Genomic DNA, 25,814 nt, shown 5'->3' on the forward strand with positions numbered 1-25,814 from the left:
GCTCCCCGCGGAAAGGGAGTGTCTGTAACGCAATGGAACGAATTGGATTCACCACTAAATTAGAGATTGTTCGTCTTTATCCATTATTTATTTTGCTTTGTCCCTCCCTCCTTTTTTACATAACCTTCAATAAATCATATTGTGATTGATATAAATGATAATATAATCCTTTTTGTGCCATTAACTTATCATGGGTGCCTTTTTCTGCAACTCTCCCACCATCCACATAAAATATTTGACTACTATTTTTAATTGTTGATAGACGGTGGGCAATAATGAAGGATGTCCTTCCTTTTAACAATTCAGTAATTCCTTCCTGGAGAAGTTCTTCCGTCTTTGTATCAATGCTGCTGGTTGCTTCATCTAATATCAATATTTTGGGATTTGCTAAGAGAGCTCTTGCGAAAGATATTAACTGTCTTTGCCCCGCTGATAAAGTACTACCTCTTTCTTCTACCACAGTATGGTATCCATCCTTTAAATCTTTTATAAAGTCATGTGCTCTAACAATTTTAGCTGCGGTAATCACTTCTTCTTCTGTTGCATCTAGCTTTCCATAGCGAATATTATCTAGAACGGTTCCAGAAAATACAAAGGTATCTTGAAGCATCACACCCATTTGCGACCGTAAAGATTTTAATGTTACATCTCTTACATCAACCCCATCAATTTTGACACTGCCTTCATTTACATCATAAAACCTACTTAACAAATTTATAATAGTAGATTTACCTGCACCTGTGGGGCCGACTAATGCGATACTCTGACCTGCATTTATATGAAAACTGACATCACTAAGTATGTTTTTCCCTTCTTCATAACGGAAGGTAACTCGTTCAAAGGTGACATTCCCTTTAATCGCTGGCATTGGGATTGCTTTTGGCTGATCCTTAATATCTGGTTCAACATCCAGAGTTTCAAAAATACGTTCCAAATAAGCAGAAGCAGTGATAAGCGCATTATAGAAGTTCCCCATATTAATAACTGGGTTCCAGAAATTATTGACATAGCCAATAAACGCTACAAGTGTACCTGTACTAACATCTACCCCAATTTGCCGTATTCCTACGAAGTAAATTAAGCTTGTTGTTAAAACAGAGATATTTTGAACACCTGGCCATAGAAGAAACTGGATTGAAACTGCCTTAAGCCAGGATGTTCGCGTTTCATTGCTTACTTCATCAAAAATTTCAAAATTCTCTTCTTCCCTTGCAAAGGATTGCGTAATTTTTATGCCGGCAATACTTTCATGAATATAGGCATTCATATTGGACTGTTTATTGCTTAACACTTGATACGCTTTTCTCTGCATATTTTTGATTACCCATACTAAGACTCCTAAAATCGGCAGCAGTGCTAAACTATATAGTGTTAGTTTTGCGTCAATGGCAAACATAAACATTAACGTTATAATGACACTGATGATATCAGAGATCAGGTTTATCAGCCCATTACTTAATAGATCACTTAATGTATTAATATAATTAACGACTCTGATTAATATTTTCCCATGAGGGCGATTATCAAAATAGGAAAAGGGCAGCTTCTGTAAGTGCTGAAAAATATCTAAACGCATATCCTTTAGAATATTTTGACCAATCTGCGTAATCCATTGAATGCGATACCGCATACATATACCAATTACAAATAGAGAAAGAACAAATAAAATACTAATCCCGATTAATAATGGAATATTTTTATCTGGGATAATTTCATCAATTGCTATTTTTGTAAAAAACGGACCGAGCATTCCTGCCACGTTGGCTGTTAAGATGATTAGCAATGTAATAAACAATGCCTTCTTATAAGGTTTAATATAAGCACCAATTCGTTTATAGTGACTCCAGTTAAATTCGGTCTCTAATTCTTCGTCGACATTAAACTTATTACGGGCCAATGGCTGCTCCTCCTTTTTCCTGCTCTACTAATCCTAATTGTCTTCTATACACATCGTAATACATCCCTTTTTTCGCCACAAGCTCTGTATGTGTCCCTTGTTCTTTCACTTCCCCTTTGTCAAGAACTAAAATAAAGTCCGCATCCCTTACAGATGAAATACGGTGTGCAATAATGAAGGTTGTTTTATCTTGTGTCAATTGATTTAATTCCTTTTGGATTTTACTTTCTGTTTCCATATCTACAGCAGATGTTGTATCATCTAATATCAAGATAGATGGATCCTTCGCTAACGCTCTTGCTAAGGAGATTCTTTGCTTTTGACCACCAGATAATCCCACCCCGCGCTCGCCTACGATTGTATCGTACCCTTCCGGCATTTTAACGATAAAGTTATGGGCATCGGCAATCGCAGCCACACGCTGTATTTGCTCCATGTTTAAATATGGTTTTCCAAAGGAAATATTTTCTTCAATTGTATTTGAAAATAAAAAAATGTCTTGCATAACCATCGAAATTTGATCACGAAGCTTCCTCACTGGCCATTCTTTTGCATTTATTTGATCAATTAATACTTCTCCTTCTGTTGGATCATAGAATCTTGCAATTAAATTAACAAGCGTTGATTTACCAGATCCGGTTTCCCCTAAAATCCCAACAGTTTGCCCCGGTCGGACGGTAAAGGAAACATTTTTTAAGATAGGGGTTTCAGGGTCGTCGGAAAACGCAAAAGAGACATCTTTAAATGTTACATATCCAGCAATTTGCTTGCCTTTCTTTTTGTCTTCTACCATAATTTGTGGTTCCGTTATTAATAAATTTCTAATTTTTACACAAGATGCATTAAATCGCTGTACATCATTTATCAACCATCCACTCATGCGCATTGGCATATTTAAAAGCCACATAAATCCGTTAAATGCAACCAAGTCACCTATGGACATATTCCCCTGTATAACAAATAAGCCACCTAATAATAAAGTAATGACAGCTAATACTCCGGCAAATCCGTCCAGCCATGGCAAATACTTTTTTGAAACATTAGCAGAATCAAGATTACGTTTTCGATAGTCATCATTAAAATGATTAAATTTTTCGATTTCATACTCTTCCCGAGAAAATGCCTTAACTACTCGGTTGCCGCTAATATTTTCTTCCACCATGGAATTTAGTCTGGAAAAACTTTCACGGATTTCTAGAAACACTGGATGAGCTGCTTTGGACATTTTTTGTGTAAAAATAAAGATAAACGGTGTAACAGCAAGTAATGCTAACGTTAATTTCCAGTCGATGTTCATCATTACGATAATGGCAACGACAAACCAGATAACACATTCAGCGATATTATAGCAGACCCATGAAACAAAATGGCGTATAGCGTCCATATCACCAGTCATTCTCGCCATAATATCACCTACTCTATTATGATTAAAAAAGTCAAAATCAAGCTCTTGAAGCTTTTTATACATATCTTGCCTAATATCAAACTGTGCGTCTTGACCAACATATTCATATAACATTTGATAGATGTAACGAGTAACAGTTCTGATCAGTGTCGCTCCTATCATTGCTAGTAAAATAGGTACTAAGAGTTGGACTTGATTATTCTCAATGACTTCATCAATTAATCTTCCGCTTAAAATAGGAATAATCACTACAAAGAAAGAATTTGCTAATAAAATCAAGGATGCAACAATTACTTTTTTCTTATTCTTCTTTACGTAACTCCAAATCCATTGGTAATTATTCAATAGGAATCTACACGCTTTCTTTTTTTAATTTGTTTACTTCCAAAATAATATTTCAAAAGATAGCTAAATATACTTATAAATAAATTTTCCGAAGAGGAGATTTTTCCTTCTCCTTAACTATGGGTAATCGCCTTTAATAGGCTTGGTAAAATTTTTTCACTAAGTAAAATCAATAATATCTCTTAAAACATGTAAAGGTGTGTATACAAAATTTATAATCATTTTTACTTTCTCTCCCATCCTCGGCGCTGTTCTCCAATTATTACAAACAGGCAGCAAATGACTTAATCATAATCCTCCTTTTTAGCCATGAATAAACGCAATAAATGGGAACGTTACCATTTTATAATGTTATGCGATAAGAAATGAGAAAACCTTTTCTTATCACAGATTAATTTTAGTCACGAAGGTTTGACGTAACTAGTACTTAAATTGTATAATTATGGACAAAATTTGACTTGAAAGGAGTACATTGAATGTTATACTATCAATCAAATTATTTTGGACAAAATGGAGATTTTGATCGTATATCAGCATTCAATCCTACCAACCTGCCTCATTTTCACCGCAGCTTGGAGCTGGTGATGGTTGATAAAGGCACACTGGAGCTTACCATACAAGATAAATCTTATACTCTCCACGAAGGAGAAAACGCTCTCATTCTTTCGAATCAAATACATAGTTTACAAAGCAATCAGAAAAACCACGCCTGGATTTATGTTTTTTCTCCAGAATTGGTTAATCAATTTTATCAGCTTAGTAAAAACAAAGATTTAATTCATCCAATATTTCAGTTACAGGCTGCCACAAGAGAGATGATAAAGGAGATATTCTCCAACAATAATAGTTCGATGTTTGCCAAAAAAGGGGTTCTGTACTTAATTTGTGCGGAATTGCTAAATCAAACATCTTTCAAAGAGGAAACAAGGAGAGATGATTATTTATTACATGATTTACTGAACTATATCCAAAATCATTTTACCGAGGAGCTTTCCTTAAAGGATTTATCACAAAAATTTGGATACGATTATTCCTACCTATCAAGATTTTTCACGAAAATACTGCATATACCATTTGTTGATTTTGTGAATGGGCATCGTGTAACCTTGGCCTCTCAATTATTAAAAACAACGGATAGTAAAATTACCGAAATTGCCGATATGGTTGGCTATCGAAACATTCGCAGCTTTAATCGAAACTTCGAAAAAATCATGAACACTACCCCAACTAATTATCGAAAAATTTATATGGAAAGTTATTAATGACACAGCAGCGATAGATTGACAAAAAAATCCTTAGAAAACAAATAATTGTTTTCTAAGGATTTTTTAAAAGGATATATTAATAATCACTATTGCTTGTCAAACCATTCACAATTGCAACTCCAGAGCTTGCTCCGATTCTAGTAGCCCCAGCAGCAATCATTTTCTCCGTGTCTTCACTGCTGCGTACACCTCCAGAAGCTTTCACACCTATATCTGGTCCAACTGTTTTTCTCATTAATGTTATGTCCTCAACTGTTGCTCCGCCTGTTGAAAATCCTGTTGATGTTTTTACAAAGTCAGCTCCTGCTTCTACTGCTAATTTACAAGCAATTTCTTTTTCCTCATTTGTTAGGAGACTAGTTTCAATAATCACTTTCGATAAGGCTTTACCTTTTGCCGCATCCACAACCGCTTTAATATCTTCTTTGACTAAATCAAAATTTTTATCCTTTAAAGCGCCAATATTAATAACCATATCTACTTCTGTTGCCCCATTTTTAATGGCATCTTCTGTTTCAAATGCTTTTGTTGCTGAAGTAGATGCTCCTAAAGGGAAACCGATCACTGTACATACCTTTACTTCTGTACCATTAAGCAATTCACTTGCAGCTTTAACCCATGTTGGATTTACGCAGACAGAAGCAAATTTGTATTGCTTAGCTTCTTCACAAAGAGTCACAATTTGTTCTTTCGTTGCATCAGCTTTTAATAAAGTGTGATCAATCATTTTTGCAATGTTCATTAAGATTCTCCTTTGATATATGTACTAATTAAAGATATATGCCAAGCTCTTTGAACAAACAAAGAGCTTCCACATTTAATGTTATTAAAATTAATTTTATAAAACAAAAAGGAACAGTTGTAGCTAGCTTAACTTAAGAAACAATCGCAGCTTGATCTTCTACTTCCTCTAAAACCCGGACAAATTGTCCTTCATTTACAGGGTAGCCAGCTTTCGTTATTTTGACTTTCACAATTTTCCCAACCATTTCTTCTGTTGCTGGGAAAACTACTTTTAAATAGTTGTCTGTATATCCAACATAAAGCTTTCCATTGCCATCTTCTTTGTAGACTTCCTCTGGAATAACTTCCACTACCTCGCCTTCATAGTTAGACGCATATTCCTTTGCTAATTGATCAGAAAGCGAAATTAAACGATGGACTCGTTCGTTCTTTACATCTTCCTCAATTTGATTATCCATTCGCGCAGCAGGAGTTCCTGTTCGTTTTGAATATGGAAACACATGCAATTCAGAGAATTTATGCTCTTTAATAAAATTATAAGTTTCCATAAACTCTTCTTCTGTCTCTCCTGGGAAACCAACGATTACATCAGAGGTAATGGCCAACCCTGGCAAGGCTTCTTTTAATCTTGTAATTCTTTCAGCAAAGAATTCCATCGTATATTTTCTTCTCATTCTTTTTAAAACAGTATCTGATCCAGATTGAATCGGGATGTGAAGATGATTTACTATTATTTTTGATTTATCTAAGACTTCAATCACTTCATCTGTTATTTGGCTTGCTTCGATAGAAGAAATACGAAGGCGTTTTAGTCCCTTCACCTGGGATTCTAAATCACGCAGTAAATTAGCTAAGTTATAATCCTTCATATCTGAGCCATATCCACCTGTATGAATTCCTGTTAATACAATTTCTTTATAGCCAGCATTCACTAATTGCTGCGCTTGCTTAATAACCTCTTGCGGGTCTCTTGAGCGCATCAATCCCCGTGCCCATGGAATAATACAGAATGTACAAAAATTATTGCATCCTTCTTGGATTTTTAAGGAAGCTCTTGTTCTATCCGTAAAAGCAGGTACATCCATTTCTTCGTACACACGATTTTTCATGATGTTTCCAACAGCATTTATTGGTTGTCTTTCTTCTTTATACTGCGTAATATACTCTAGCATTTTCACGCGATCCTGTGTACCAACTACAATATCAACTCCAGGAATAGCCATTATTTCTGCTGGAGAAGTTTGGGCATAACACCCTGTAACACAAATAACTGCATCAGGATTTTTACGAACTGCACGACGAATTACTTGGCGGCTCTTTTTATCCCCTGTATTTGTAACGGTACATGTATTAATAACATATACATCAGATATATTTTCATATTCTACACGTTCATAGCCTTGTTGTTTAAACAACTGCCAGATCGCTTCTGTTTCATAATGGTTTACTTTACATCCTAAAGTGTGAAAAGCAACTGTTGGCATTTTTATCACTCCATCAATTCAAAATGATAAGATACAGCAGACAATAGGTATAATGGGGCAGTCTCTGTTCTTAATATTCTTGGACCAAGTCCGCATGTCATAAAACCATGCTCTTTTAATAATGCTACTTCAGATTCAGTCAGGCCACCTTCTGGGCCGAATAGAGCAAGGATAGATTGTCCTTTTGTCATCGATTGCAAGCTTTTCGTTAACACGGACGATTCGCCTTCTCTTGCCTCTTCTTCATAGGCTATTAATTTTACATTATAACCTTCTGAAAGTTTTATCAACTCTTTTATACTAATTGGAGAACTTACTTCTGGTATCATGGTTCGATGGGATTGTTCTGCTGCTTCTTTTGCAATTTTATTCCAGCGAACTAATTTTTTTCCACCCTTTTTCTCATCCCATTTAACGACAGAGCGAGCTGCGATAAAAGGGATAAACTTAAAAGCACCTAATTCTGTTCCTTTTTGGATAATCCATTCCAGCTTATCCCCTTTTGGCAGTCCGCTCACAATAGAAACAGAAACAGGTAATTCTATTTCTCCTTCTAACCATTGTACCACTTTTGCAATGACTTCGTTTTCGGAAATTTTTTCTATTCTGCACCGTGCTGCCTGCTGAAGACTGTTGACACAATATATTTCATCGTCAATATCCATTCGCATCACACGTACAATATGATGATAATCATCCTCTTGAATAAAAAATGTATCCTCTTCGTTTTTAGCAAAATAACGCTGCAATCGAATACCTACTTTCCTTTAAGCAATAGAGAAGGAAGAATCGTAAGACGAAACTTCCTTTTTCCTTTAGAATATACGCTTACTCTTATAGCTTGTTGCTATGAAAGATTTTCTTCCATTAGCTCTTTTTCTGAGCCGTAATGCTTACCCAATCTTCCATTTGTACTGTTTCTATTATTTCTAGGCCTGATGCGATAATAGCATCCTTTACTTCTTCTTTTTTCTGAAGAATGATGCCAGAAGCAATAAAGTATCCATCTTTTTGAAGTAAACGATAAACATCATCTGTAAAACGAACAATTACCTCTGCCAAAATATTTGCGACAATTACCTCTGCCTGCTCCTCTATACCATTTAAAAGATTATTTTGACGGACAGATGTTTTCTCATGAACCTTGTTCAATTTAATATTTAATTTAGCAGAACGGACAGCCACTTCATCCAAGTCTAAAGCAAGCACAGATTTAGCTCCCAGCATGGCTGCTGCAATACTTAGTACACCAGAACCTGTACCAACATCGATAACCATATCGCCTTTTTTTACTATTCTTTCCAAAGCTTGGATACATAATACAGTTGTCGGATGCGTTCCTGTTCCGAAAGCCATCCCTGGATCCAATTCGATGATTAATTCATCCGTATGGACCGGTGTATAATCCTCCCAAGTAGGCACAATCGTAAATTTCTCGGATATTTTAACAGGATGATAGTATTTCTTCCAAGCTGTTGCCCATTCTTCTTCATTTACTTCCATAATGGAAACTTTATTTAATCCAATATCAATATTAAACAGTACTAAATTATTGATATTTTCTTTAATTGCCTCTACTGTTTCACCAAGAAAACTATTGATTGGTAAATACGCTTTAACTAGAACGCCTTCTTCTGGATAATCATCAGGATTTAGTTGGTAGATTTCGCCGAATTGGTCTTCTCTTTCTTTAATTAATTCAAAGGGATCTTCAATAACTACCCCACTAGCACCTGCTTCATGCAAAATATTTGAAATAGGTTCAATCGCTTCATTTGTCGTATGAATTGTGATTTCTGACCATTTCATTTCTACCAACTCCTTTTTGATTATTCACCTTTAAATGCTTTTTTTACCTTAGAGAAAAAACTGTCCTCTTCTTCTCCACGAGGAGTATCTCCAGATACTTCAGCAAATTCCTGTAATAGTTGTTTTTGTTTATCAGATAATTTTGTAGGTGTAATTAAGCGAATGATTACATGCTGGTCACCTTGGCCATATCCACGTACATTTGGAATCCCTTTGCCTTTAAGGCGGAATTTTGTTCCAGTCTGTGTTCCCGCAGGTACTTTCAATTTCACTTTGCCATGAATGGTAGGTACTTCCACTTCATCACCTAGAGCAGCCTGAACAAAAGTAATCGGCATTTCACAATATACATCTTCTCCATCACGCTCGAAGAAGTCATGTCTTCTTATGTGGAACACAACATATAAATCTCCTGCTGGCCCGCCGTTTATGCCAGGCTCTCCTTGCCCAGAGACTCTTAATTGTTGACCATCATCGATACCTGCTGGAATTTTAACACTAATTTTGCGACGTTTTTTCACTTTTCCAGTTCCGCCACAAGTTGAACATTTATGCTTAATCTCTTTACCAGTTCCATTACAGTAATTACATGTTCTTCTATTCACAATACGTCCGAATGGTGTATTTTGCTCCACATTCAATTGTCCAGTACCACTACAATGCTTACATGTAACTGGCTTAGTCCCTGGTTTTGCTCCCGTGCCATTACATGTTTCACAATTTTCTTCTCTTGGTATTTCAATTTCCGTTTCTTTCCCAAATGCTGCTTCTTCAAATGATAGTGTCATCGTATATTGTAAATCAGCCCCTTGACGCGGAGCATTCGGATCTCTTCTTCTTGATCCTCCACCACCAAAGAAAGTGCTGAAGATATCTTCAAAACCACCGAAACCACCGAAGTCTCCGCCGCCGCCGAAGCCTTGATTAGGATCTGTATGTCCAAACTGATCATAGTGCGCTCTTTTTTGATCGTCACTCAGTACTTCATAGGCCTCTTTCACTTCTTTAAACTTTTCATTTGCATCTGCTTCTTTATTAATATCTGGATGATACTTTTTTGAAAGCTTACGATACGCTTTTTTTATTTCATCCTTAGAAGCCCCTTTACTGACTCCAAGGACTTCATAGTAATCCCGTTTATCCATAATTGATTACCACTCCCCGATTCTTTTCACATAGATGCTATTGTATCATTTTGCTTTTCTAAAGTACAATAGTTTATTGCTATCTTTCCTAATTATCGCTTAAAAAACTTCCGATTGAAAAGAAAAGTCAAAGTCAAGATAACCTGACTTTGACTTTTCGCTAGACGTATATGGTTTTATTTCTTTTATTTATCGTCTTTTACTTCTTCAAACTCTGCATCAACTACGTTGTCATCTTTATCAGATGCACCGCCGTCTGCACCTTGTGCAGCTTGGGCCGCTTGTGCTGCTTCTTCATATAATTTCATAGAAAGAGCTTGAACGATTTCTTGAAGAGCGTCTTTTTTCGCACGAATTTCTTCTAATTCGTTTTTCTCGATAGCAGCTTTTAAAGCATCTTTTGCTTCATTTGCTTTGGCAACTTCACTTTCGTCCACTTTACCTTCTAAGTCTTTTAACGTTTTTTCAGTAGTGAAAACTAATTGATCTGCTTCATTTCTTAGTTCCACTTCTTCTTTACGCTTTTTATCAGCTTCAGCATTTTCTTCTGCTTCTCTTACCATTTTATCGATTTCTTCGTCTGATAAGCCTGTAGAAGATTTAATCGTAATTGTTTGTTCTTTATTTGTACCAAGATCCTTCGCACGAACATTTACAATACCATTTTTATCGATATCAAATGAAACTTCGATTTGCGGAATTCCACGTGGTGCAGGTGGAATATCAGCTAATTGGAAGCGGCCTAATGTTTTGTTATCCGCAGCCATTGGGCGTTCCCCTTGAAGTACATGAATATCTACAGCTGTTTGGTTATCAGCAGCAGTTGAGAATACTTGTGATTTAGAGGTAGGGATTGTTGTATTACGTTCGATTAACTTTGTAAATACCCCACCCATTGTTTCAATTCCTAATGATAGTGGTGTTACGTCTAAAAGAACAACGTCTTTTACATCACCAGTAATTACACCACCTTGGATAGCTGCACCCATTGCAACTACTTCATCAGGGTTTACTCCTCTATGCGGCTCTTTACCGATTTCTTTTTTGATTGCTTCTTGAACCGCAGGGATACGAGTTGATCCACCTACAAGGATTACTTTGTCAATTTCAGATGCATTTAGACCAGCATCTTTAAGCGCTTGACGAGTTGGTCCCATTGTACGTTCAACTAATGAAGCAGAAATTTCTTCGAATTTAGCACGAGATAAAGTTACTTCTAAGTGAAGTGGTCCAGCTTCTCCAGCTGTGATAAATGGTAAAGAAATTTGTGTAGAAGCTACACCAGAAAGATCTTTTTTCGCTTTCTCGGCAGCATCTTTTAAACGTTGTAGAGCCATTTTATCTTTGCTTAGATCGATGCCATTTTCTTTTTTAAATTGCTCTACTAAATAATCGATGATTACTTGGTCAAAATCATCTCCACCAAGACGGTTATCACCAGCAGTAGATTTTACTTCAAATACGCCGTCTCCTAGTTCAAGGATAGATACGTCAAAAGTACCTCCACCTAGGTCATATACTAAGATAGTTTGATCTTCGTCTGTTTTATCTAAACCATATGCTAATGCTGCAGCTGTTGGTTCGTTAATAATACGTTCTACTTCTAAACCAGCAATTTTACCAGCATCTTTCGTAGCTTGGCGTTCTGCATCATTAAAGTATGCAGGCACTGTAATAACTGCTTTCGTTACTTTTTCTCCTAAGTATTCTTCTGCATAGCCTTTTAGGTATTGAAGAATAATCGCAGAAACTTCTTGTGGAGAGTAGTTTTTGCCTTCTACTTCTACTTTATAGTCCGTACCCATATGACGTTTAATAGACATAATAGTGTTTGGGTTTGTAATAGATTGACGTTTAGCAACTTCCCCTACTTGGCGTTCTCCGTTTTTGAATGCTACTACAGATGGAGATGTTCTATTGCCTTCTGGATTTGGGATAACTTTTGGTTCTCCACCTTCAAGTACAGCAACACAAGAGTTTGTTGTACCTAAATCAATTCCAATAATTTTACTCATGGAAATTTCCCTCCTATTTTTTAATATGTAACGCTTATTGACTTACTTTAACCATTGCAGGTCTAATGACTCTGTCTTTAAGCTTATACCCTTTTTGGAACTCATCTACCACAATATTTGAATCCGTTCCTTCGACTTCTTCTTGCATTACTGCTTGATGAAGATGTGGATCAAATTCTTTTCCAACTGCTTCGATAGCCTCTACACCTTCTTTTTTAAGAGCATCAAGGATTCCGCGATAAACCATTTCAACACCTGTGTATAAACTTTGTGTTTGTTCATCTACTGCCTCAATTTTTAATGCTCTTTCCAAATTATCGATGCTTGGTAATAAGTCCATGACAAGACTTTGCGCTCTGTATGTTTGAGCCGCTTCCATATCGAGCCTTGATCTGCGGCGTGAATTATCAAAATCAGCCTGCAAGCGAAGATAACGATTAGATTCTTCTTCTAATTTAGCTTCTAGCTCTGCAATTTTATCATTAGCAGCTTTTAATTCTTCAGCTACATTTCCCTCATTGGAAGGAGACGCTTCTGCCTCTTCGAAAACTTCTTCAACTGTTTCTTCGACTTTAACGTCTTCTTGTGCTGCTTGTTGTTCCATCTCTGCATTGTTCGTTGCTTTTTCTTCTGCCAACTTGTTCACCTCCCTTAAAGGATTATTTACATAAAGACGGGACAGATTGGCAAATAGAAATTCACCAACCTTCTCTTTACTTACTTTAGACCTTCAATCCACACTTTTAAATATTCCACAGAAGTTACTTTTGATACAAATTAGTGAGTACTTTTGTCAGGTCATTCGATAATATATTTAATAAGCTCACAACTCTTGAATATTCCATTCTTGTTGGGCCAAGAATCGCAATCGATCCAATTTGCTCATTCCCAATCCGATAAGAAGCAGAGATAATACTGCAATTTTCCATTGCCGTATTATTATTTTCTCTCCCGATTTTAATACTAATATCGGATGAGTTATTACGAATGAGCTCTGGTATTCCATCCTCTTTTTCAATCATATTTAACAAATTTCTTATTTTTGTAATATCATGAAATTCAGGCTGTCTCAAAATATTTGTCTTGCCACCAAAAAATAACTTTTCATGGGTATCGATTTTCACGGTTTCAGAAAGAGAGTTGATAAAATACTCATAATTGCTAATATGCTGTTTCAATAAGGTAGCGACTTCCTTATAGATTTTATTATGAAGCTTATCAATCGGCACACCCGTTAACCGGTCATTTAAAATATTTACTAGTTTCTCTATTTCCCCTGCGTGAACAGAATCTGGCAAGTGAAACATTCTGTTTTCCACATGTCCTGAGTCTGTCACAATAATAGCAATGGCCGTATGGTTGTTTAAAGGAACAATTTGAATCTTCTTCAATTTATTTTCTTTAACGGCAGGCCCAAGGACAATAGTAGTATAATTTGTTAAATCAGACAATATTTTAGCAGATTTTTGTACAATATTTTCTAATTCGTATATTTTTTCTGCAAACAGTGAGTTAATTCTCAATATTTCTGAACGCTTTAATTTCTGTGGTGATAAAAGATGATCAACATAAAAACGATAACCCTTCTCTGAAGGAACACGCCCAGAAGAAGAGTGGGTTTTTTCGATAAAACCAGATTCCTCTAAATCTGCCATCTCATTGCGAATAGTGGCGGAGCTAAATGTAATGTTTTCTTTCTTTGATAAGCTCCTTGAGCCTACTGGTTGTGCTGTTGAAATAAAATCATCAATAATCACCTGCAATATTAATAATTGACGATCAGTTAACACATTAATCACCTCTGTTAGCACTCTTTATTAACGAGTGCTAAATCTATATATAAAGTAGCAAAAACAAAGGGGCTGTGTCAATAATTTGCACCTTATTTCTATAAGAAATTTTTCCCTTCTCGTATACTACTTCATGACAAACCTAGATTATGATTATTCAAGAACTCCGATAAAGGATTGAAACACTTCATTCCCTAAAAATCTGCCTTTATGTGTTAATTTTAAATAATCACTTTCTATTTCAATAAGCTCTCTGCTTATTAGCTTGTTTATTTCCTTATCAAATAGCTCTAATACATTTTCATTATATTTTTGTTCAAATGAAGATAAACTTACTCCTTTATTTTCCCTTAACCCAAGGAATAATTCCTCTTCCATTTGTTCTATAACGGTTACCTTATGTTCATGCATAATCGGAAACTCACCTTGCTCTAAAGGCTGCATGTATTTCTTTAAAGGTCCATAATTAGAATAGCGATTCCCATGTACATAACCATGGGATCCAGCTCCAAACCCAAAGTACTCTTCATTATTCCAGTATGTGAGATTATGCCGACTTTCGAATCCAGGCTTCGCAAAATTACTAATTTCGTATTGCTGAAAACCATGTCTTGCCATCTCGTCCATTAAGACGCTGTACATACCTGCTTCCACATCTTCTCCAGGTGTAGGTAGTTTTCCTTTTCTCATTAAGTTATAAAAGACAGTTTTAGGCTCTATAATTAAAGAATATCCTGAATAATGCTGAATATCTAATGTAAATGCTGTCTTTAATGTTTCTTGAAAGTCTTCTAACGTTTGACCTGGTAAACTATAAATTAAGTCTACACTGATATTATTAAAACCGATTTTTTTAGCTGCTTCAATGGATGAAAACACATCTTCCGCCTTATGCGTTCTCCCAATTCTCTTTAGTAGCTCATTATTAAAAGACTGTACTCCAAAGCTAAGACGATTCACGCCTCCTTCATACAAAGCTTTTAATTTATCTTCTGTTAAATCACCAGGATTGGCTTCAAACGTATATTCTTGCTCTGGACGAAGCTTAAGTTCTTTATTCACCATTCCACAAAGTCGTTCTAATTGGGAAGCTGATAAGCTTGTTGGTGTACCTCCTCCGACAAAAATCGTTGACAGCTCTTGTTGTCCATATTTTTCAATGGTCAGCTTCATCTCTTTCTCTAAAGAGTCTAAGTATTCATCAACTGGCTGTCCTTTTAAAAATACTTTATTAAAATCGCAATAGTGACAAATATGTTCACAAAATGGAATATGGATATATGCTGCTTGTATCAATTTTTCACAACCTTTAAATTAATTAAACTATATTAACCAATAAGTTTCTCCTACTTGTTTCAATAAAAATAAGAAAAGAGGTTGATACCTACCTGGCATCTACCCCTTTACTTATAGCAGTCCATGTTGCGATTAGCAAGTTTCTTGCATAATGACCATGCAATGCTTTTATTGTCATTTTTACTTTTTCGTATTATTGTCGTCCATACGTAATACAGCCATAAACGCTTCTTGCGGTACTTCAACCGAACCAACTTGTTTCATTCGTTTTTTCCCTTCTTTTTGCTTCTCTAGCAATTTACGTTTACGAGAAATATCTCCACCATAACATTTAGCCAATACATTCTTGCGCATCGCCTTAATAGTAGAACGAGCAACAATCTTTTGCCCAATTGCAGCTTGGATCGGCACTTCAAATTGCTGACGCGGAATAAGCTCTTTTAATTTCTCTACAATAACTTTTCCTCTTTCATAAGCAAAATCCTTATGAACGATGAAGCTAAGTGCATCTACTTGTTCTGCATTTAACAGAATATCCATTTTAACCAACGTCGATGTTTTATAGCCAATTAGTTCATAATCAAAAGACGCATATCCTCTTGTATTTGATTTCAATTGGTCAAAGAAATCATAAACAATTTCCGATAAAGGAATTTCATACGTTATTTTAACGCGAGTCTCATCCATATATTGCATATCGATGAAGACACCTCTCTTTTGCTGGCATAATTCCATAATCGCACCAACATATTCATTTGGGGCCATCATCGTTGCTTTTACATATGGTTCTTCGATTCTGTCAATTTTTTGAGGATCAGGCATTGCTGATGGATTATCTACTTTTATTTCTGTTCCATCTGTCAAAATAACATCATAAATAACACTTGGTGCAGTAGTAATTAGGTCAATTTTAAATTCGCGCTCGATGCGCTCTTGAATAATTTCCATATGAAGCAAACCTAGGAAACCACAACGGAAACCAAATCCTAATGCTTGCGATGTCTCTGGTTCAAATTGTAACGCAGAATCATTAAGCTCTAATTTTTCCAATGCTTCACGTAAATCATTAAACTTTGCACTATCTATTGGATATAAACCACAATAAACCATTGGATTTAGCTTACGGTAGCCAGGCAGTGCTTCTGTTGCACCGTTCTTCGCATTAGTGATAGTATCACCTACTCGAGTATCGCCAACATTTTTAATTGCTGCTGTTAAGAATCCTACGTCCCCAACAGATAAATGATCGGCATTAACTGCTTTTGGTGTAAACACACCTACTTCAATAACTTCAAATTCTTTTCCTGTTGCCATCATTTTGATTTTGTCACCAGGTTTAACTGTTCCATCGACTACTCGAATATAAGTAACAACACCACGATAAGCATCATATAAACTATCAAAAATAAGTGCCTTTAATGGTGCTTCTGGATCTCCTTGTGGTGCAGGAACCTTTTCTACGACTTGTTCGAGGATATCTTCTATCCCAATACCAGCCTTCGCAGAAGCCAGCACTGCTTCAGAAGCATCTAACCCTATAACATCTTCAATTTCATTTCTAACCCTTTCAGGATCAGCACTTGGTAGGTCAATTTTATTAATAACTGGAACAATTTCCAAATCATTATCAATCGCTAAATAAACGTTAGCCAATGTTTGAGCTTCAATTCCTTGAGCGGCATCAACTACTAATACAGCCCCTTCACAAGCAGCCAAGCTTCGAGATACTTCATATGTAAAATCCACGTGTCCCGGTGTGTCAATGAGATGTAATGTATAAATTTCTCCATCTTTTGCTTGATATTTTAATTGGACGGAATTTAGTTTAATCGTGATTCCGCGTTCTCTTTCTAAATCCATTGAATCTAAAAGCTGATCTTTCATCTCACGTGCTGTGAGTGCATTTGTTTTTTCTAATATTCTATCAGCGAGGGTTGATTTCCCATGATCTATATGTGCAATAATAGAAAAATTTCTAATTTTTGATTGTCTCTTTAACATCTCTTCTCTGTTCATTTAGTTCACTCCTACAATAATCGCGCATGTACACTATTTTTGATTATAGCAGTGTGAAGAATAAGATTCAACGAAAAGTAAAATGATTTACTAAACAGTCTTCTATTTTTCTTTTTCTTCCATTATATCTCCAACAAGATTGACTCCTTTTTCTGCTACAGAAGATATCGTATCTGCTACTCCTTTTCCGATGCTAGACAATAAATTAAAAGCTTTCATTTCCTCTAATTGCTGTTTCTTTTCATCCAGATCATGACTAGTAATATTTTCTCCAAGGACAGATGCTTCTAAATTTCCATTCTCCTTATTTATGGCTACAGCACTTTGGAATCCCTCATCTTCATACCCTTTCATTTTATGAATTCCACTATTTGCTTGCTGCATGCCAAATAATACACAAATAAACATCAACAAAACAATTCCGACAGCACCTAATGTATATAGTTTCAACTTGATCAATCTCCTTTATTTTCAGTACCAAGTTTGTATTTTCCAAAACTACCATCCCTAGTAACTCTATTGAAATATATGAAGTAACTAGAAATGGTAGAACCCTTTTAATAAATTTAGTGGGTATTGTACCCTACATTCTCTTGATTGATCGCTGAATGAAGCGCCGCATTTAAGCCATTTGCAAGTAAATTCGCCATGTCTTCTATAAAGACATCGACCTCTTTAGGTGTTACCATTAAGTTATGACCAATTGGTGATAATACTTCATAGATTAGCTTTCTCTTTTCTTCCTCAGGCAATGTTCCAACAATACCTAGAAATGTCTTACGATGCTGCTCTTCTGGTAAATCTTCATCCGTTAATTTTCTTTGTTCACCAAAGGTCAAGCCAGCTGGCGCCAAAGCTCTCGATGGTTTATTTCCTTCTCTTAGCTCCTTGCCAAAATGCTTTAATATATAATCAATTGTGTCACTTGTAATAGACACAGCATCTACGACAGTTGGTACACCGATAGCAATTACTGGTCTGCCTAGCGTTTCTTTACTTAGTTCCTTCCGTTTATTACCTACACCAGAGCCAGGATGGATACCTGTATCGGAAACTTGAATCGTAGAATTCACACGATCAATAGAGCGGGATGCAAGAGCATCAATAACAATCACAAAATCAGGATTTGTTTTCTCGACAACCCCTTTTATAATGTCACTTGTTTCGATTCCTGTTAACCCCATCACACCAGGGGCTAAGCTTGATACCGGTCGATAGCCCTCTTCCACACTTTCTGGCTGCAATTCATATAAATGTCTCGTTACTAGTATATTCTCACAAACCTGGGGTCCTAATGCGTCAGGAGTGACATTCCAGTTCCCAAGACCAACTAATAAACAAGAAGCATCCTCTTTTATATCGCTCTGCTTTAAAAATTGAGAAAACTCTTTTGCAAATACTTGCTCTACCTTTTCTTGCAATTTAGTATCTTGCTGTCGAATACCTAACACTTCTATCGTTAAATATTTCCCTTGTTTTTTCCCGATTAGTTCTTCGCCCTTTTTGGTGACCTCCACATAGGACATCTTAATACCATTTTCTTCTTTCTCCTTGATAATTACCCCATCGAGACGTGACTGATCTTGTTCATTTTGAACAAGCCCTTGATTATGTAAAGCTAAATCTTTTGCTTCAATTGCCAAATCTGTTCGTACTGAATACATACTTAAATCTAGTTTTTCCTCCATTGTTATCCCCTTCCTATTCAATTAATCATTTTATTATTACTAGCATTGCCTTTCTCTCAAAAAAATTCATATTGTGCAATTTGACTGGAGGTATTGCATTATTAGTCCTCGTTTGATAAAATATCACTTGTTCTTTAAGTTTTTTAGGAATGTATATATCGAGTTTAAATAATGAACTTGATGCTTCGTTTTAGGAGGTGAACGTAAATGCCAAATATTAAATCTGCTATTAAACGTGTGAAAACTAGTGAAGCTCGTAACGCTCAAAACACTACAGTTAAATCTGCAATGCGTACTGCTGTTAAAAAGACTGAAGCTGCTATTGCTCTTAATGATACAACTGCTGCAAATGAAAGTTTTGTAGAAGCTGCTAGTAAGTTAGACAAAGCTGCTGCTAAAGGTCTTATTCATAAAAATGCTGCTGCTCGTAAAAAATCTCGTTTAGCTAAAAGAAAAAATGCTTTAAACGCATAATGAGTAAAAAAGACTATCTTCCTGATAGTCTTTTTTTATTTATAAAGCTTGGGCAAACTGATTCCACTAAACATGAATTAAACAGAGAAAAACCTGAACAATTTCATACAATTGTTCAGGTTAAAAAGTTTTATCGTCACCACACTCAAGACACCTATAGGAACGAGAGGCAGTCCTACCTCATTTTGATTAGATCGCCTTTATACTCCACGTCCTATTTGAAACAGAATCATTTCTATGACCATGTTTTTAGGCATTGTCCCTGTTTTTAATTGATAGTCACCTTCCGCAAATAGACGGATACACTTTGTTAGTTCCTCTTCTGTAAATCGATTAGCTTGTCCAGCTGCCAATTTTACTCGGAATGGATGAACTTTTAAAACACTAGCAATTTGCTGTTGTCCATATCCTTTTTGTGCAAGTCCTTTCACTTGATAAATTAAGCGAAATTGATTCGTAATGATAGATAGAATCTTCAACGGTTCCTCATTTTGTTTTAATAAGTCATAATATATCCGCAAAGCTTCATCTATTTTTTTAGAGATTACTTTATCGACAAGAGAAAAAATATTTTGCTCAAGCGATTTAGCAACTAATTCTTCCACAATCTCTTTCGTAATTAACTTTGAATCTTGGACGTATAAAGCCATCTTATCAATTTCAGTTGTCAAAAGAGACAAATTAGTTCCAGCGAGACTTAAAATAGTATCAAGTCCATCTTCATTTATCTCCACATGATTATATGCAGCACGTTGTTTTAACCATTTCTTTAGTTCTTGTTCATTTAATTTTTTTGCTTCTAAAATAGATGCTGTTGTTTTTAGTTGTTTGGTTATCTTCTTTCTTTCATCTAATTTTTCGTAACTTCCTATAAAAATCATAATTGTAAACGGAGATGGCTCTTTCAAATATTCCTCTAGTTTTTTTACATTATGTTCCACTTTAGACTTAGACTTTTCAGCTGTTAAGAAAAAGGGATTATTTAATACAACAACCTTTCTTTCTCCAAAAAATGGGATTGTCTCTGCATCCTCTATCGCTACTTCTATTGGTGTTTCCTCTAAATCATATGTAGATAAATTAAAATCCTCATCTTCTTCGTTTAATAATGATTGCAATAATAAATATTTTGTTTCATTTATTAGAAAAGACTCAAGCCCATATAATAGATAGACAAAAGAAAAATCTCTATTCTTTATTTTTTTCCATAATTCTTCGATCATTTCTTCTCCCCATTCCCTAAAAAAACCATTGTTCCTTATTTACATAGAAAACTATCCCTAATCAATTATTATATACGAAATTCCTAACAGTTGTCCTTCTTTTCGAAAATTTACATACAGAAAGAAGGTCCTTTCGACATCATCTCTTGTTAACGAAACTCTATCCTAAAGCTTTGGTTTAAGCTCTAGGAAGATTTACTAGCAGCAAAGAAATGACTATCTTAAGGACCTTCCTTCAATCTATAATGAACGTTACACATTAAGGCCTAGGATACTTAATGTGTAACGGTGCAATTATATTAATAGTGTGCTCCAATGGCTAAATTCTATTTGTGTCAACTCTTGACAACAAAGGAAATCAGTACGATTCATGTCCATATAGGTAAGTATTTTTTATTCCAATCGGATAGGTATTTAGATGACATTTTTCCATTATTATAGCCATTCACTATTGCTATATTCTATGGAATTTGCAATTGAAACGTGCCACCTTTTTCCGAAAAATAAAAAGAAATTCCCCCATTTTCATCTGTTCTGAATACTTTCACTTTATAGTCCTCTAAAATGGTGAGCACATCCATACTGGGATGATGATACCTATTATTTATCCCAACTGATATAACGGCAATTTTCGGTCTAAGCTGCTCTATAAATACACTCGTTGAAGAAGTTTTACTACCATGATGTCCTACCTTTAAAACGTTTATTTCTCTTAAATCCGGATATTTGTTCATAAGTGCTAATTCTCCTTCTTTTTCTAAATCTCCGGTAAATAACCATGTAATACCAGCGATCTTTGCAAAAATGACAATCGAGCTATTATTTTTTGTTAAATTCTCCTTCTCTATTGGTGCTAAAACCATAAAAGACTCCTTCCCCGTACTCCACTTCTGACCTGCTTGCATAAAACGAATGGGGATTCGTTTCTTTTCCACTAATTTTAGTAAGTGCTCTTCTTCCACAGACCAATCTCCTTTCACATTTGGATACATTATCTCTTTTACACGTAATTGTTCAATAATAGCAGTACTTCCTCCTATATGGTCTAAATCACCATGGGTTAAGATTAATTTATCAATTGTACGAATCCCTTTACTTTTTAAAAAGGGGACAACGGTCTTGGCTCCCACTTCATAAGGGTCTTTCCTCTTTTGCCAGTCTTCTTTCGGGAAATTGACAGTACCACCGGTGTCTATTAAATAAGTTCCTTTATTATATGGCAGTTGAATAAGAATGCTGTCCCCTTGCCCAACATCAATAAAAGTAATTTCTCCTTTTGGTGGATAGATATTGTTTAGAAATTGAACACTCAAAAGCAAGAGTGGAAGACAATATAACCACTTTCTTACAGTCTTCGCCAAATTCTCGTATAAATAAAAGAAGATGGGCAGGCTGAGACTATAAGCGCACATAAAAAAGAAGGATGGCCTTCCCAATATAATGGTGCTAAATGGAAAATTCGATAATTTCAACACCAGCTTATCAGATAATAGGATGACAGCATCTAACGGGAAAGAAAAAAAAGAAATAAATGGTGGGAATACAAAGGAAAGGACATAGAGAACAAGTAAGTACGGCAAAACAATTACCGTATAAAAAGGAATAAAAATAAGATTTGCTAGTAAAGATAAGGTGGGAATTTCAAAAAAGTAGTATAGGATAACGGGGATAACAGCATACTCAGAAATAAATGTCAGGAAGAAGTACATTTTAATGGTTGAGGAATGGTATTCTTTAATTAGTGAGGATGAAACAATGAGAAAAAAACAGACGATAAAAGATAATAAAAATCCAACACTAAATAACATTCTTGGTTGAATAAATAAACATACGGTAAAAACTATACTGATTATATCGATCATCGGCAAAGAAGAGGAAGTATAAAATTTATTTATAGCTAAGAGGATAAAAGCAGAAAATACAGCTCTAATTACGGATGGGCTTAGCCCGGTTAAAACTGCATATATTGGTAAAAGCAATAGCAGAATAGTACTAGCTCTTTCTCTCGTTAAACCAACTCGTATTAGTAAAAAATAAACGATACCTATTAAAACGACAACATGGGAACCAGAAATAGCTAGTAGATGAATAATGCCTATACGTTGAAATGCTTTTTGCAGATCTTCCTCCATCATACTACGATCACCAAAAATTAAAGCTTCTGCAATTGGAATTGTTGTTTCTGAAAAATGATTTTCAATCCAAATAGTCCCTTTTTCTCTTAGCTGCTTTAATGATAGAATAATATTTCTTTCTGTCACACAACTGCTTAAATCCAAATTCCCCACTGATACTAGCCAATAAATAGAATTATTTTCCAGGTATTGCTGATAATTAAAACCATTTTCATTTCGCTGAGAAGATGGAAGTGACAAAGATCCCTTAATAGAGCATGTCTTCCCTATCACCCTCTTCGCTTTTAAAAAGGCTTTTTCTTCTTTCGTTTCTATTTTGTAAGAAAGCAGTAGCTTTTCTTTTGTTTGTTTTTCCCTACCTACTACCCGCCACCTATCTCCATCTATCTCAGCTGGTTCTATAAAAGTAACGAAGAAAGAGGAAGTATCCTCCCTTATTTTCGAGCTGTTCCCATGATCATCATAACCTCCTCGAACAAGGAATAAAAGAAATGTACACAGCAGAAAAGCAGCTAATTTCCATCTCCCTTTCTTCATAAAAAGTAACCAGCCTATAAATAAAAAATAGAATATATAGACCAATACCTGTTGTGTATAGGCACACAACAAGCCGAATAAGGCTGATACTGCGAAGTACAATAGCTTTGTTTGAATCATAAATCGCTCCTCACAAGACCGCTGTAGACAGGCAGTAGAGAGGTTTAATTAAATAGACGTTTTTGCGGTAGGTATAATGGAGAATAATTCTGCCGCTCTTTTTTCCAAAGCCTTTGCCTCTACAGAATCTGCATTATTTTCTTTTAATTGTTTTACAAGAGCTTCTACTAATGCCTTTTTCTCCTCTTTTTTCTCCAGCTCTTTTCTTTCCACTTGCACTGTTTCAATATTAGCCTGTTCAAACAACTCTAGCGCATATGGATGATTTTTATAATCCAATTCGTAATAAACTGTTTTAATACCTGCTTGGACAATCGCCTTACAGCATTGAAGACAAGGAAAATGCGTAACATATATATCTGCCCCAGCAGTTGGAACGCCGAATTTAGCACATTGTAAGATAGCATTCATCTCCGCATGGATAGTTCTGACACAATGATTGTCAATTACATAGCAGCCTTCATCAATACAATGAACACCACCAGCGATGCTGCCATTGTACCCTCCAGCAATTATCCGTTTATCTCGAACTATTGTTGCCCCCACTGCCAATCTTGTACATGTGCTTCTTAAAGCCAGCAATTCGCTCTGTGCCATAAAATACTCATCCCATGAAATTCTTTCCACTTTCACTTTCACTCCCATACATAAACCGAATTGAGAAAAACTCTAATACTTTTCATTCCTCATTAAGTTTATCGAGAACTATGTCACCAGTCAATTGCGAAAAGGATTTCCATGCGGCACATAAAGCAATCTCTTGCTTTAAATACATATCCCTAGATTTATTTTATCGAAATAAAGGATTCTAATTTTTCATATGTTTTTTCTCCAATTCCACTTATGTTTTTTAAATCCTCTTTTGTAGAAAAACCTCCATTCTGTTCACGATACTCCACAATGGCCGCTGCTTTAGACGGACCCACTCCTGGTAATTCAAGCAATTCCGTTTCACTAGCTTTATTAATATTTACTGTACCTTCATTTGAAGGAACGGAAGTCTCGTTACCAACTGCATTTCCATTAGCTGCTTCCCCCTCTTCTCCTATATAAGGAACATTAATAATCATTTCGTCTGTCACTCTCATTGCAAAATTCACTGCATTTTTTTCTCCATCTTTCAAAATTCCGCCTGCCTTTTCAATCACATCATTCACCCGTTCTCCTTCATTCGCTTCATAAACACCTGGATTCTTAACCGCCCCTTTCACATCTACCAGCATTACGGTAACAGGCGGTTCTTCCTCTAGTGCTTCTTCTGGCTTCTCCTCTAAGTTTCTTTCAGCAAACAAGTTTTCATGGGGAATTTGTTCTTCTTCACTACTCGAGATAAGAATAGGGTAAAAACGATATAGCAATAAAAGTACGATGCCACCTAAACCAAAGAAAATTATTTTCTTATTTTTACGAAGCCAGTCCATGATAACTAATCATCCTTTCAGGTATATTTTGAAATGTTGCTACATATCGTTATATGAGAAAACGCTCAATTTAAGGGGGGAAGGAAAATTGAAAATTGGAATGATTGGTACAGGAAATATGGGGAAAATACTAATAGAATCAATGATTGATGGAAAAGCGGTTTCCCCCGAAGACTTATTTATTTTCAATCGAACAAGAAACAAAGCTTTAGAAATTAAGGAAGAGTATCCTACCATAAATATATGCGATAGCGACATCGAAATAGCAAAAAAAGCAGAGCTTATCTTTTTATGTGTAAAGCCACATGATATGTATGAGGTAGCCCATACTATTTCTCCCGTTTTAACAGAAGAAAAATGCGTTATTTCGATTACTAGTCCAATAAGCCCTGACCAGCTTGATTCTTTATTTAGGTGCTCTGTTGCTCGCATTATACCAAGCATTACCAATAGAGCATTGGCAGGCGTTTCTTTGTTTTCCTTTGGAAGCAATTGTACGGAAGAGTGGAAAAAACAATTAGAAAGTTTGTATGAAAAATTTTCGACACCATTAGAAATTGAAGATGACATTACGAGGGTTGCCTCTGATATAGTAAGTTGCGGACCAGCTTTTTTCAGCTATCTTACCCAAAGATTTATAGAAGGCGCTGTAGATGAAACAGAAATTGATACAGAAACAGCAACAAAATTAGCTAGCGAAATGCTTATTGGCTTAGGAGAATTATTAAAGAAGGGCTATTACACTTTACCTACATTACAGGAAAAGGTATGTGTAAAGGGCGGGATTACAGGCGAAGGAATAAATGTTTTGGAACGTCAAATAGGAGATACTTTTAATCAACTATTTCAAGCAACACAGGCAAAATATGAGGATGATAAGCAATCCCTTAAAAATCTTGTCACATGGCATAAAAATATATAATGCTCCTATTACTTTCTACTTTACCCATTCGAATTCCTTCTCCCTTTTCAAATTTTTCAAAAAAAATTACAAATGGCTGTTTT

General features: G+C 35.6%; 21 protein-coding genes. 3 read left to right on the forward strand and 18 right to left on the reverse strand.

From position 1 onward, the window contains the following. Nucleotides 1-115: 115 nt before the first annotated feature. Nucleotides 116-1,897: an ABC transporter ATP-binding protein gene (locus tag C2I06_RS10045; RefSeq protein WP_123257991.1), complete on the reverse strand. Its 1,782-nt coding sequence runs from the start codon at nt 1,895-1,897 to the stop codon at nt 116-118. Further along, a complete protein-coding gene (locus C2I06_RS10050) occupies nt 1,887-3,647 on the reverse strand; it encodes an ABC transporter ATP-binding protein (protein WP_123257992.1) in 1,761 nt (586 codons plus the stop codon). The genes C2I06_RS10045 and C2I06_RS10050 overlap by 11 nt, the downstream gene beginning before the upstream one ends. A 476-nt stretch (nt 3,648-4,123) precedes the next feature. Here C2I06_RS10050 and C2I06_RS10055 point away from each other — a divergent pair, with 476 nt between their 5' ends. Beyond that, a complete protein-coding gene (locus C2I06_RS10055; RefSeq protein WP_095334239.1) occupies nt 4,124-4,909 on the forward strand; it encodes an AraC family transcriptional regulator in 786 nt (261 codons plus the stop codon). Between the two features lie 79 nt (nt 4,910-4,988). On the opposite strand, the gene deoC is transcribed toward C2I06_RS10055, so the two are convergent. The 12 genes from deoC to gpr form a co-directional block, all read right to left on the reverse strand. Continuing rightward, nucleotides 4,989-5,654, reverse strand: a complete 666-nt coding sequence (deoC, locus tag C2I06_RS10060; RefSeq protein WP_217279777.1) for a deoxyribose-phosphate aldolase — start codon at nt 5,652-5,654, stop codon at nt 4,989-4,991. 133 nt (nt 5,655-5,787) lie between these two features. Then, a complete protein-coding gene (mtaB, locus tag C2I06_RS10065) occupies nt 5,788-7,140 on the reverse strand; it encodes a tRNA (N(6)-L-threonylcarbamoyladenosine(37)-C(2))-methylthiotransferase MtaB (RefSeq protein WP_095334243.1) in 1,353 nt (450 codons plus the stop codon). A 5-nt stretch (nt 7,141-7,145) separates the two neighbouring features. Next, nucleotides 7,146-7,889: a 16S rRNA (uracil(1498)-N(3))-methyltransferase gene (locus C2I06_RS10070; RefSeq protein WP_123257993.1), complete on the reverse strand. Its 744-nt coding sequence runs from the start codon at nt 7,887-7,889 to the stop codon at nt 7,146-7,148. A 118-nt stretch (nt 7,890-8,007) separates the two neighbouring features. Beyond that, the gene (gene prmA, locus C2I06_RS10075) at nt 8,008-8,949 is read right to left on the reverse strand and encodes a 50S ribosomal protein L11 methyltransferase (protein WP_095334247.1); all 942 of its coding nucleotides are present in this window, start codon (nt 8,947-8,949) and stop codon (nt 8,008-8,010) included. Nucleotides 8,950-8,969: 20 nt separating this feature from the next. Next, nucleotides 8,970-10,094, reverse strand: coding sequence for a molecular chaperone DnaJ (gene dnaJ / locus C2I06_RS10080; RefSeq protein ID WP_047941309.1), 1,125 nt, complete (start codon nt 10,092-10,094; stop codon nt 8,970-8,972). A gap of 185 nt (nt 10,095-10,279) precedes the next feature. Then, nucleotides 10,280-12,109, reverse strand: coding sequence for a molecular chaperone DnaK (gene dnaK, locus C2I06_RS10085; protein WP_095334249.1), 1,830 nt, complete (start codon nt 12,107-12,109; stop codon nt 10,280-10,282). Between the two features lie 34 nt (nt 12,110-12,143). Continuing rightward, complete coding sequence (grpE, locus tag C2I06_RS10090) at nt 12,144-12,746, reverse strand: nucleotide exchange factor GrpE (protein WP_275068604.1); 603 nt, start codon at nt 12,744-12,746, stop codon at nt 12,144-12,146. 124 nt (nt 12,747-12,870) lie between these two features. Next, complete coding sequence (gene hrcA, locus C2I06_RS10095) at nt 12,871-13,899, reverse strand: heat-inducible transcriptional repressor HrcA (RefSeq protein ID WP_095334251.1); 1,029 nt, start codon at nt 13,897-13,899, stop codon at nt 12,871-12,873. A gap of 153 nt (nt 13,900-14,052) precedes the next feature. Then, on the reverse strand, nt 14,053-15,195 hold the full coding sequence (gene hemW / locus C2I06_RS10100; protein ID WP_095334253.1) for a radical SAM family heme chaperone HemW: 1,143 nt from the start codon (nt 15,193-15,195) through the stop codon (nt 14,053-14,055). A gap of 180 nt (nt 15,196-15,375) precedes the next feature. Continuing rightward, a complete protein-coding gene (gene lepA, locus C2I06_RS10105; protein ID WP_123257994.1) occupies nt 15,376-17,211 on the reverse strand; it encodes a translation elongation factor 4 in 1,836 nt (611 codons plus the stop codon). 102 nt (nt 17,212-17,313) lie between these two features. Further along, entirely contained in the window at nt 17,314-17,661 is a 348-nt protein-coding gene (locus C2I06_RS10110; protein ID WP_095334257.1) for a DUF3679 domain-containing protein, read from the reverse strand. 116 nt (nt 17,662-17,777) lie between these two features. Next, complete coding sequence (gene gpr / locus C2I06_RS10115; RefSeq protein WP_095334259.1) at nt 17,778-18,899, reverse strand: GPR endopeptidase; 1,122 nt, start codon at nt 18,897-18,899, stop codon at nt 17,778-17,780. A gap of 207 nt (nt 18,900-19,106) precedes the next feature. On the opposite strand from gpr, the gene rpsT reads away from it, so the two are divergent. After that, nucleotides 19,107-19,373 (forward strand): 30S ribosomal protein S20, encoded by a 267-nt coding sequence (rpsT, locus tag C2I06_RS10120; RefSeq protein WP_016202952.1) that lies wholly within the window; start codon nt 19,107-19,109, stop codon nt 19,371-19,373. 200 nt (nt 19,374-19,573) lie between these two features. Here rpsT and holA read toward each other — a convergent pair whose 3' ends face one another. From holA to C2I06_RS10140, 4 genes are all read right to left on the reverse strand, one after another. Beyond that, a complete protein-coding gene (gene holA, locus C2I06_RS10125) occupies nt 19,574-20,596 on the reverse strand; it encodes a DNA polymerase III subunit delta (RefSeq protein WP_095334261.1) in 1,023 nt (340 codons plus the stop codon). Nucleotides 20,597-21,057: 461 nt separating this feature from the next. Further along, the gene (locus C2I06_RS10130) at nt 21,058-23,388 is read right to left on the reverse strand and encodes a DNA internalization-related competence protein ComEC/Rec2 (RefSeq protein WP_095334263.1); all 2,331 of its coding nucleotides are present in this window, start codon (nt 23,386-23,388) and stop codon (nt 21,058-21,060) included. 48 nt (nt 23,389-23,436) lie between these two features. Continuing rightward, a complete protein-coding gene (locus C2I06_RS10135; RefSeq protein WP_095334265.1) occupies nt 23,437-24,015 on the reverse strand; it encodes a ComE operon protein 2 in 579 nt (192 codons plus the stop codon). A gap of 158 nt (nt 24,016-24,173) precedes the next feature. Beyond that, nucleotides 24,174-24,809, reverse strand: a complete 636-nt coding sequence (locus C2I06_RS10140) for a helix-hairpin-helix domain-containing protein (protein ID WP_123257995.1) — start codon at nt 24,807-24,809, stop codon at nt 24,174-24,176. An 88-nt stretch (nt 24,810-24,897) separates the two neighbouring features. On the opposite strand from C2I06_RS10140, the gene comER reads away from it, so the two are divergent. Next, nucleotides 24,898-25,731 (forward strand): late competence protein ComER, encoded by an 834-nt coding sequence (gene comER, locus C2I06_RS10145; protein WP_123257996.1) that lies wholly within the window; start codon nt 24,898-24,900, stop codon nt 25,729-25,731. Nucleotides 25,732-25,814: the final 83 nt, after the last annotated feature.

The sequence above is a fragment of the Niallia circulans genome (assembly GCF_003726095.1).
GTDB lineage: Bacteria > Bacillota > Bacilli > Bacillales > Cytobacillaceae > Niallia > Niallia circulans_A.

Coding starts and splice junctions, on each gene's coding strand:
- C2I06_RS10055 (WP_095334239.1), top strand. CDS start 4,124: ATGTTATACTATCAATCAAATTATTTTGGACAAAATGGAGATTTTGAT.
- deoC (WP_217279777.1), bottom strand. CDS start 5,654: ATGAACATTGCAAAAATGATTGATCACACTTTATTAAAAGCTGATGCA.
- mtaB (WP_095334243.1), bottom strand. CDS start 7,140: ATGCCAACAGTTGCTTTTCACACTTTAGGATGTAAAGTAAACCATTAT.
- prmA (WP_095334247.1), bottom strand. CDS start 8,949: ATGAAATGGTCAGAAATCACAATTCATACGACAAATGAAGCGATTGAA.
- dnaJ (WP_047941309.1), bottom strand. CDS start 10,094: ATGGATAAACGGGATTACTATGAAGTCCTTGGAGTCAGTAAAGGGGCT.
- dnaK (WP_095334249.1), bottom strand. CDS start 12,109: ATGAGTAAAATTATTGGAATTGATTTAGGTACAACAAACTCTTGTGTT.
- lepA (WP_123257994.1), bottom strand. CDS start 17,211: ATGAACAGAGAAGAGATGTTAAAGAGACAATCAAAAATTAGAAATTTT.
- gpr (WP_095334259.1), bottom strand. CDS start 18,899: ATGGAGGAAAAACTAGATTTAAGTATGTATTCAGTACGAACAGATTTG.
- rpsT (WP_016202952.1), top strand. CDS start 19,107: ATGCCAAATATTAAATCTGCTATTAAACGTGTGAAAACTAGTGAAGCT.
- holA (WP_095334261.1), bottom strand. CDS start 20,596: ATGATCGAAGAATTATGGAAAAAAATAAAGAATAGAGATTTTTCTTTT.
- C2I06_RS10130 (WP_095334263.1), bottom strand. CDS start 23,388: ATGATTCAAACAAAGCTATTGTACTTCGCAGTATCAGCCTTATTCGGC.
- C2I06_RS10140 (WP_123257995.1), bottom strand. CDS start 24,809: ATGGACTGGCTTCGTAAAAATAAGAAAATAATTTTCTTTGGTTTAGGT.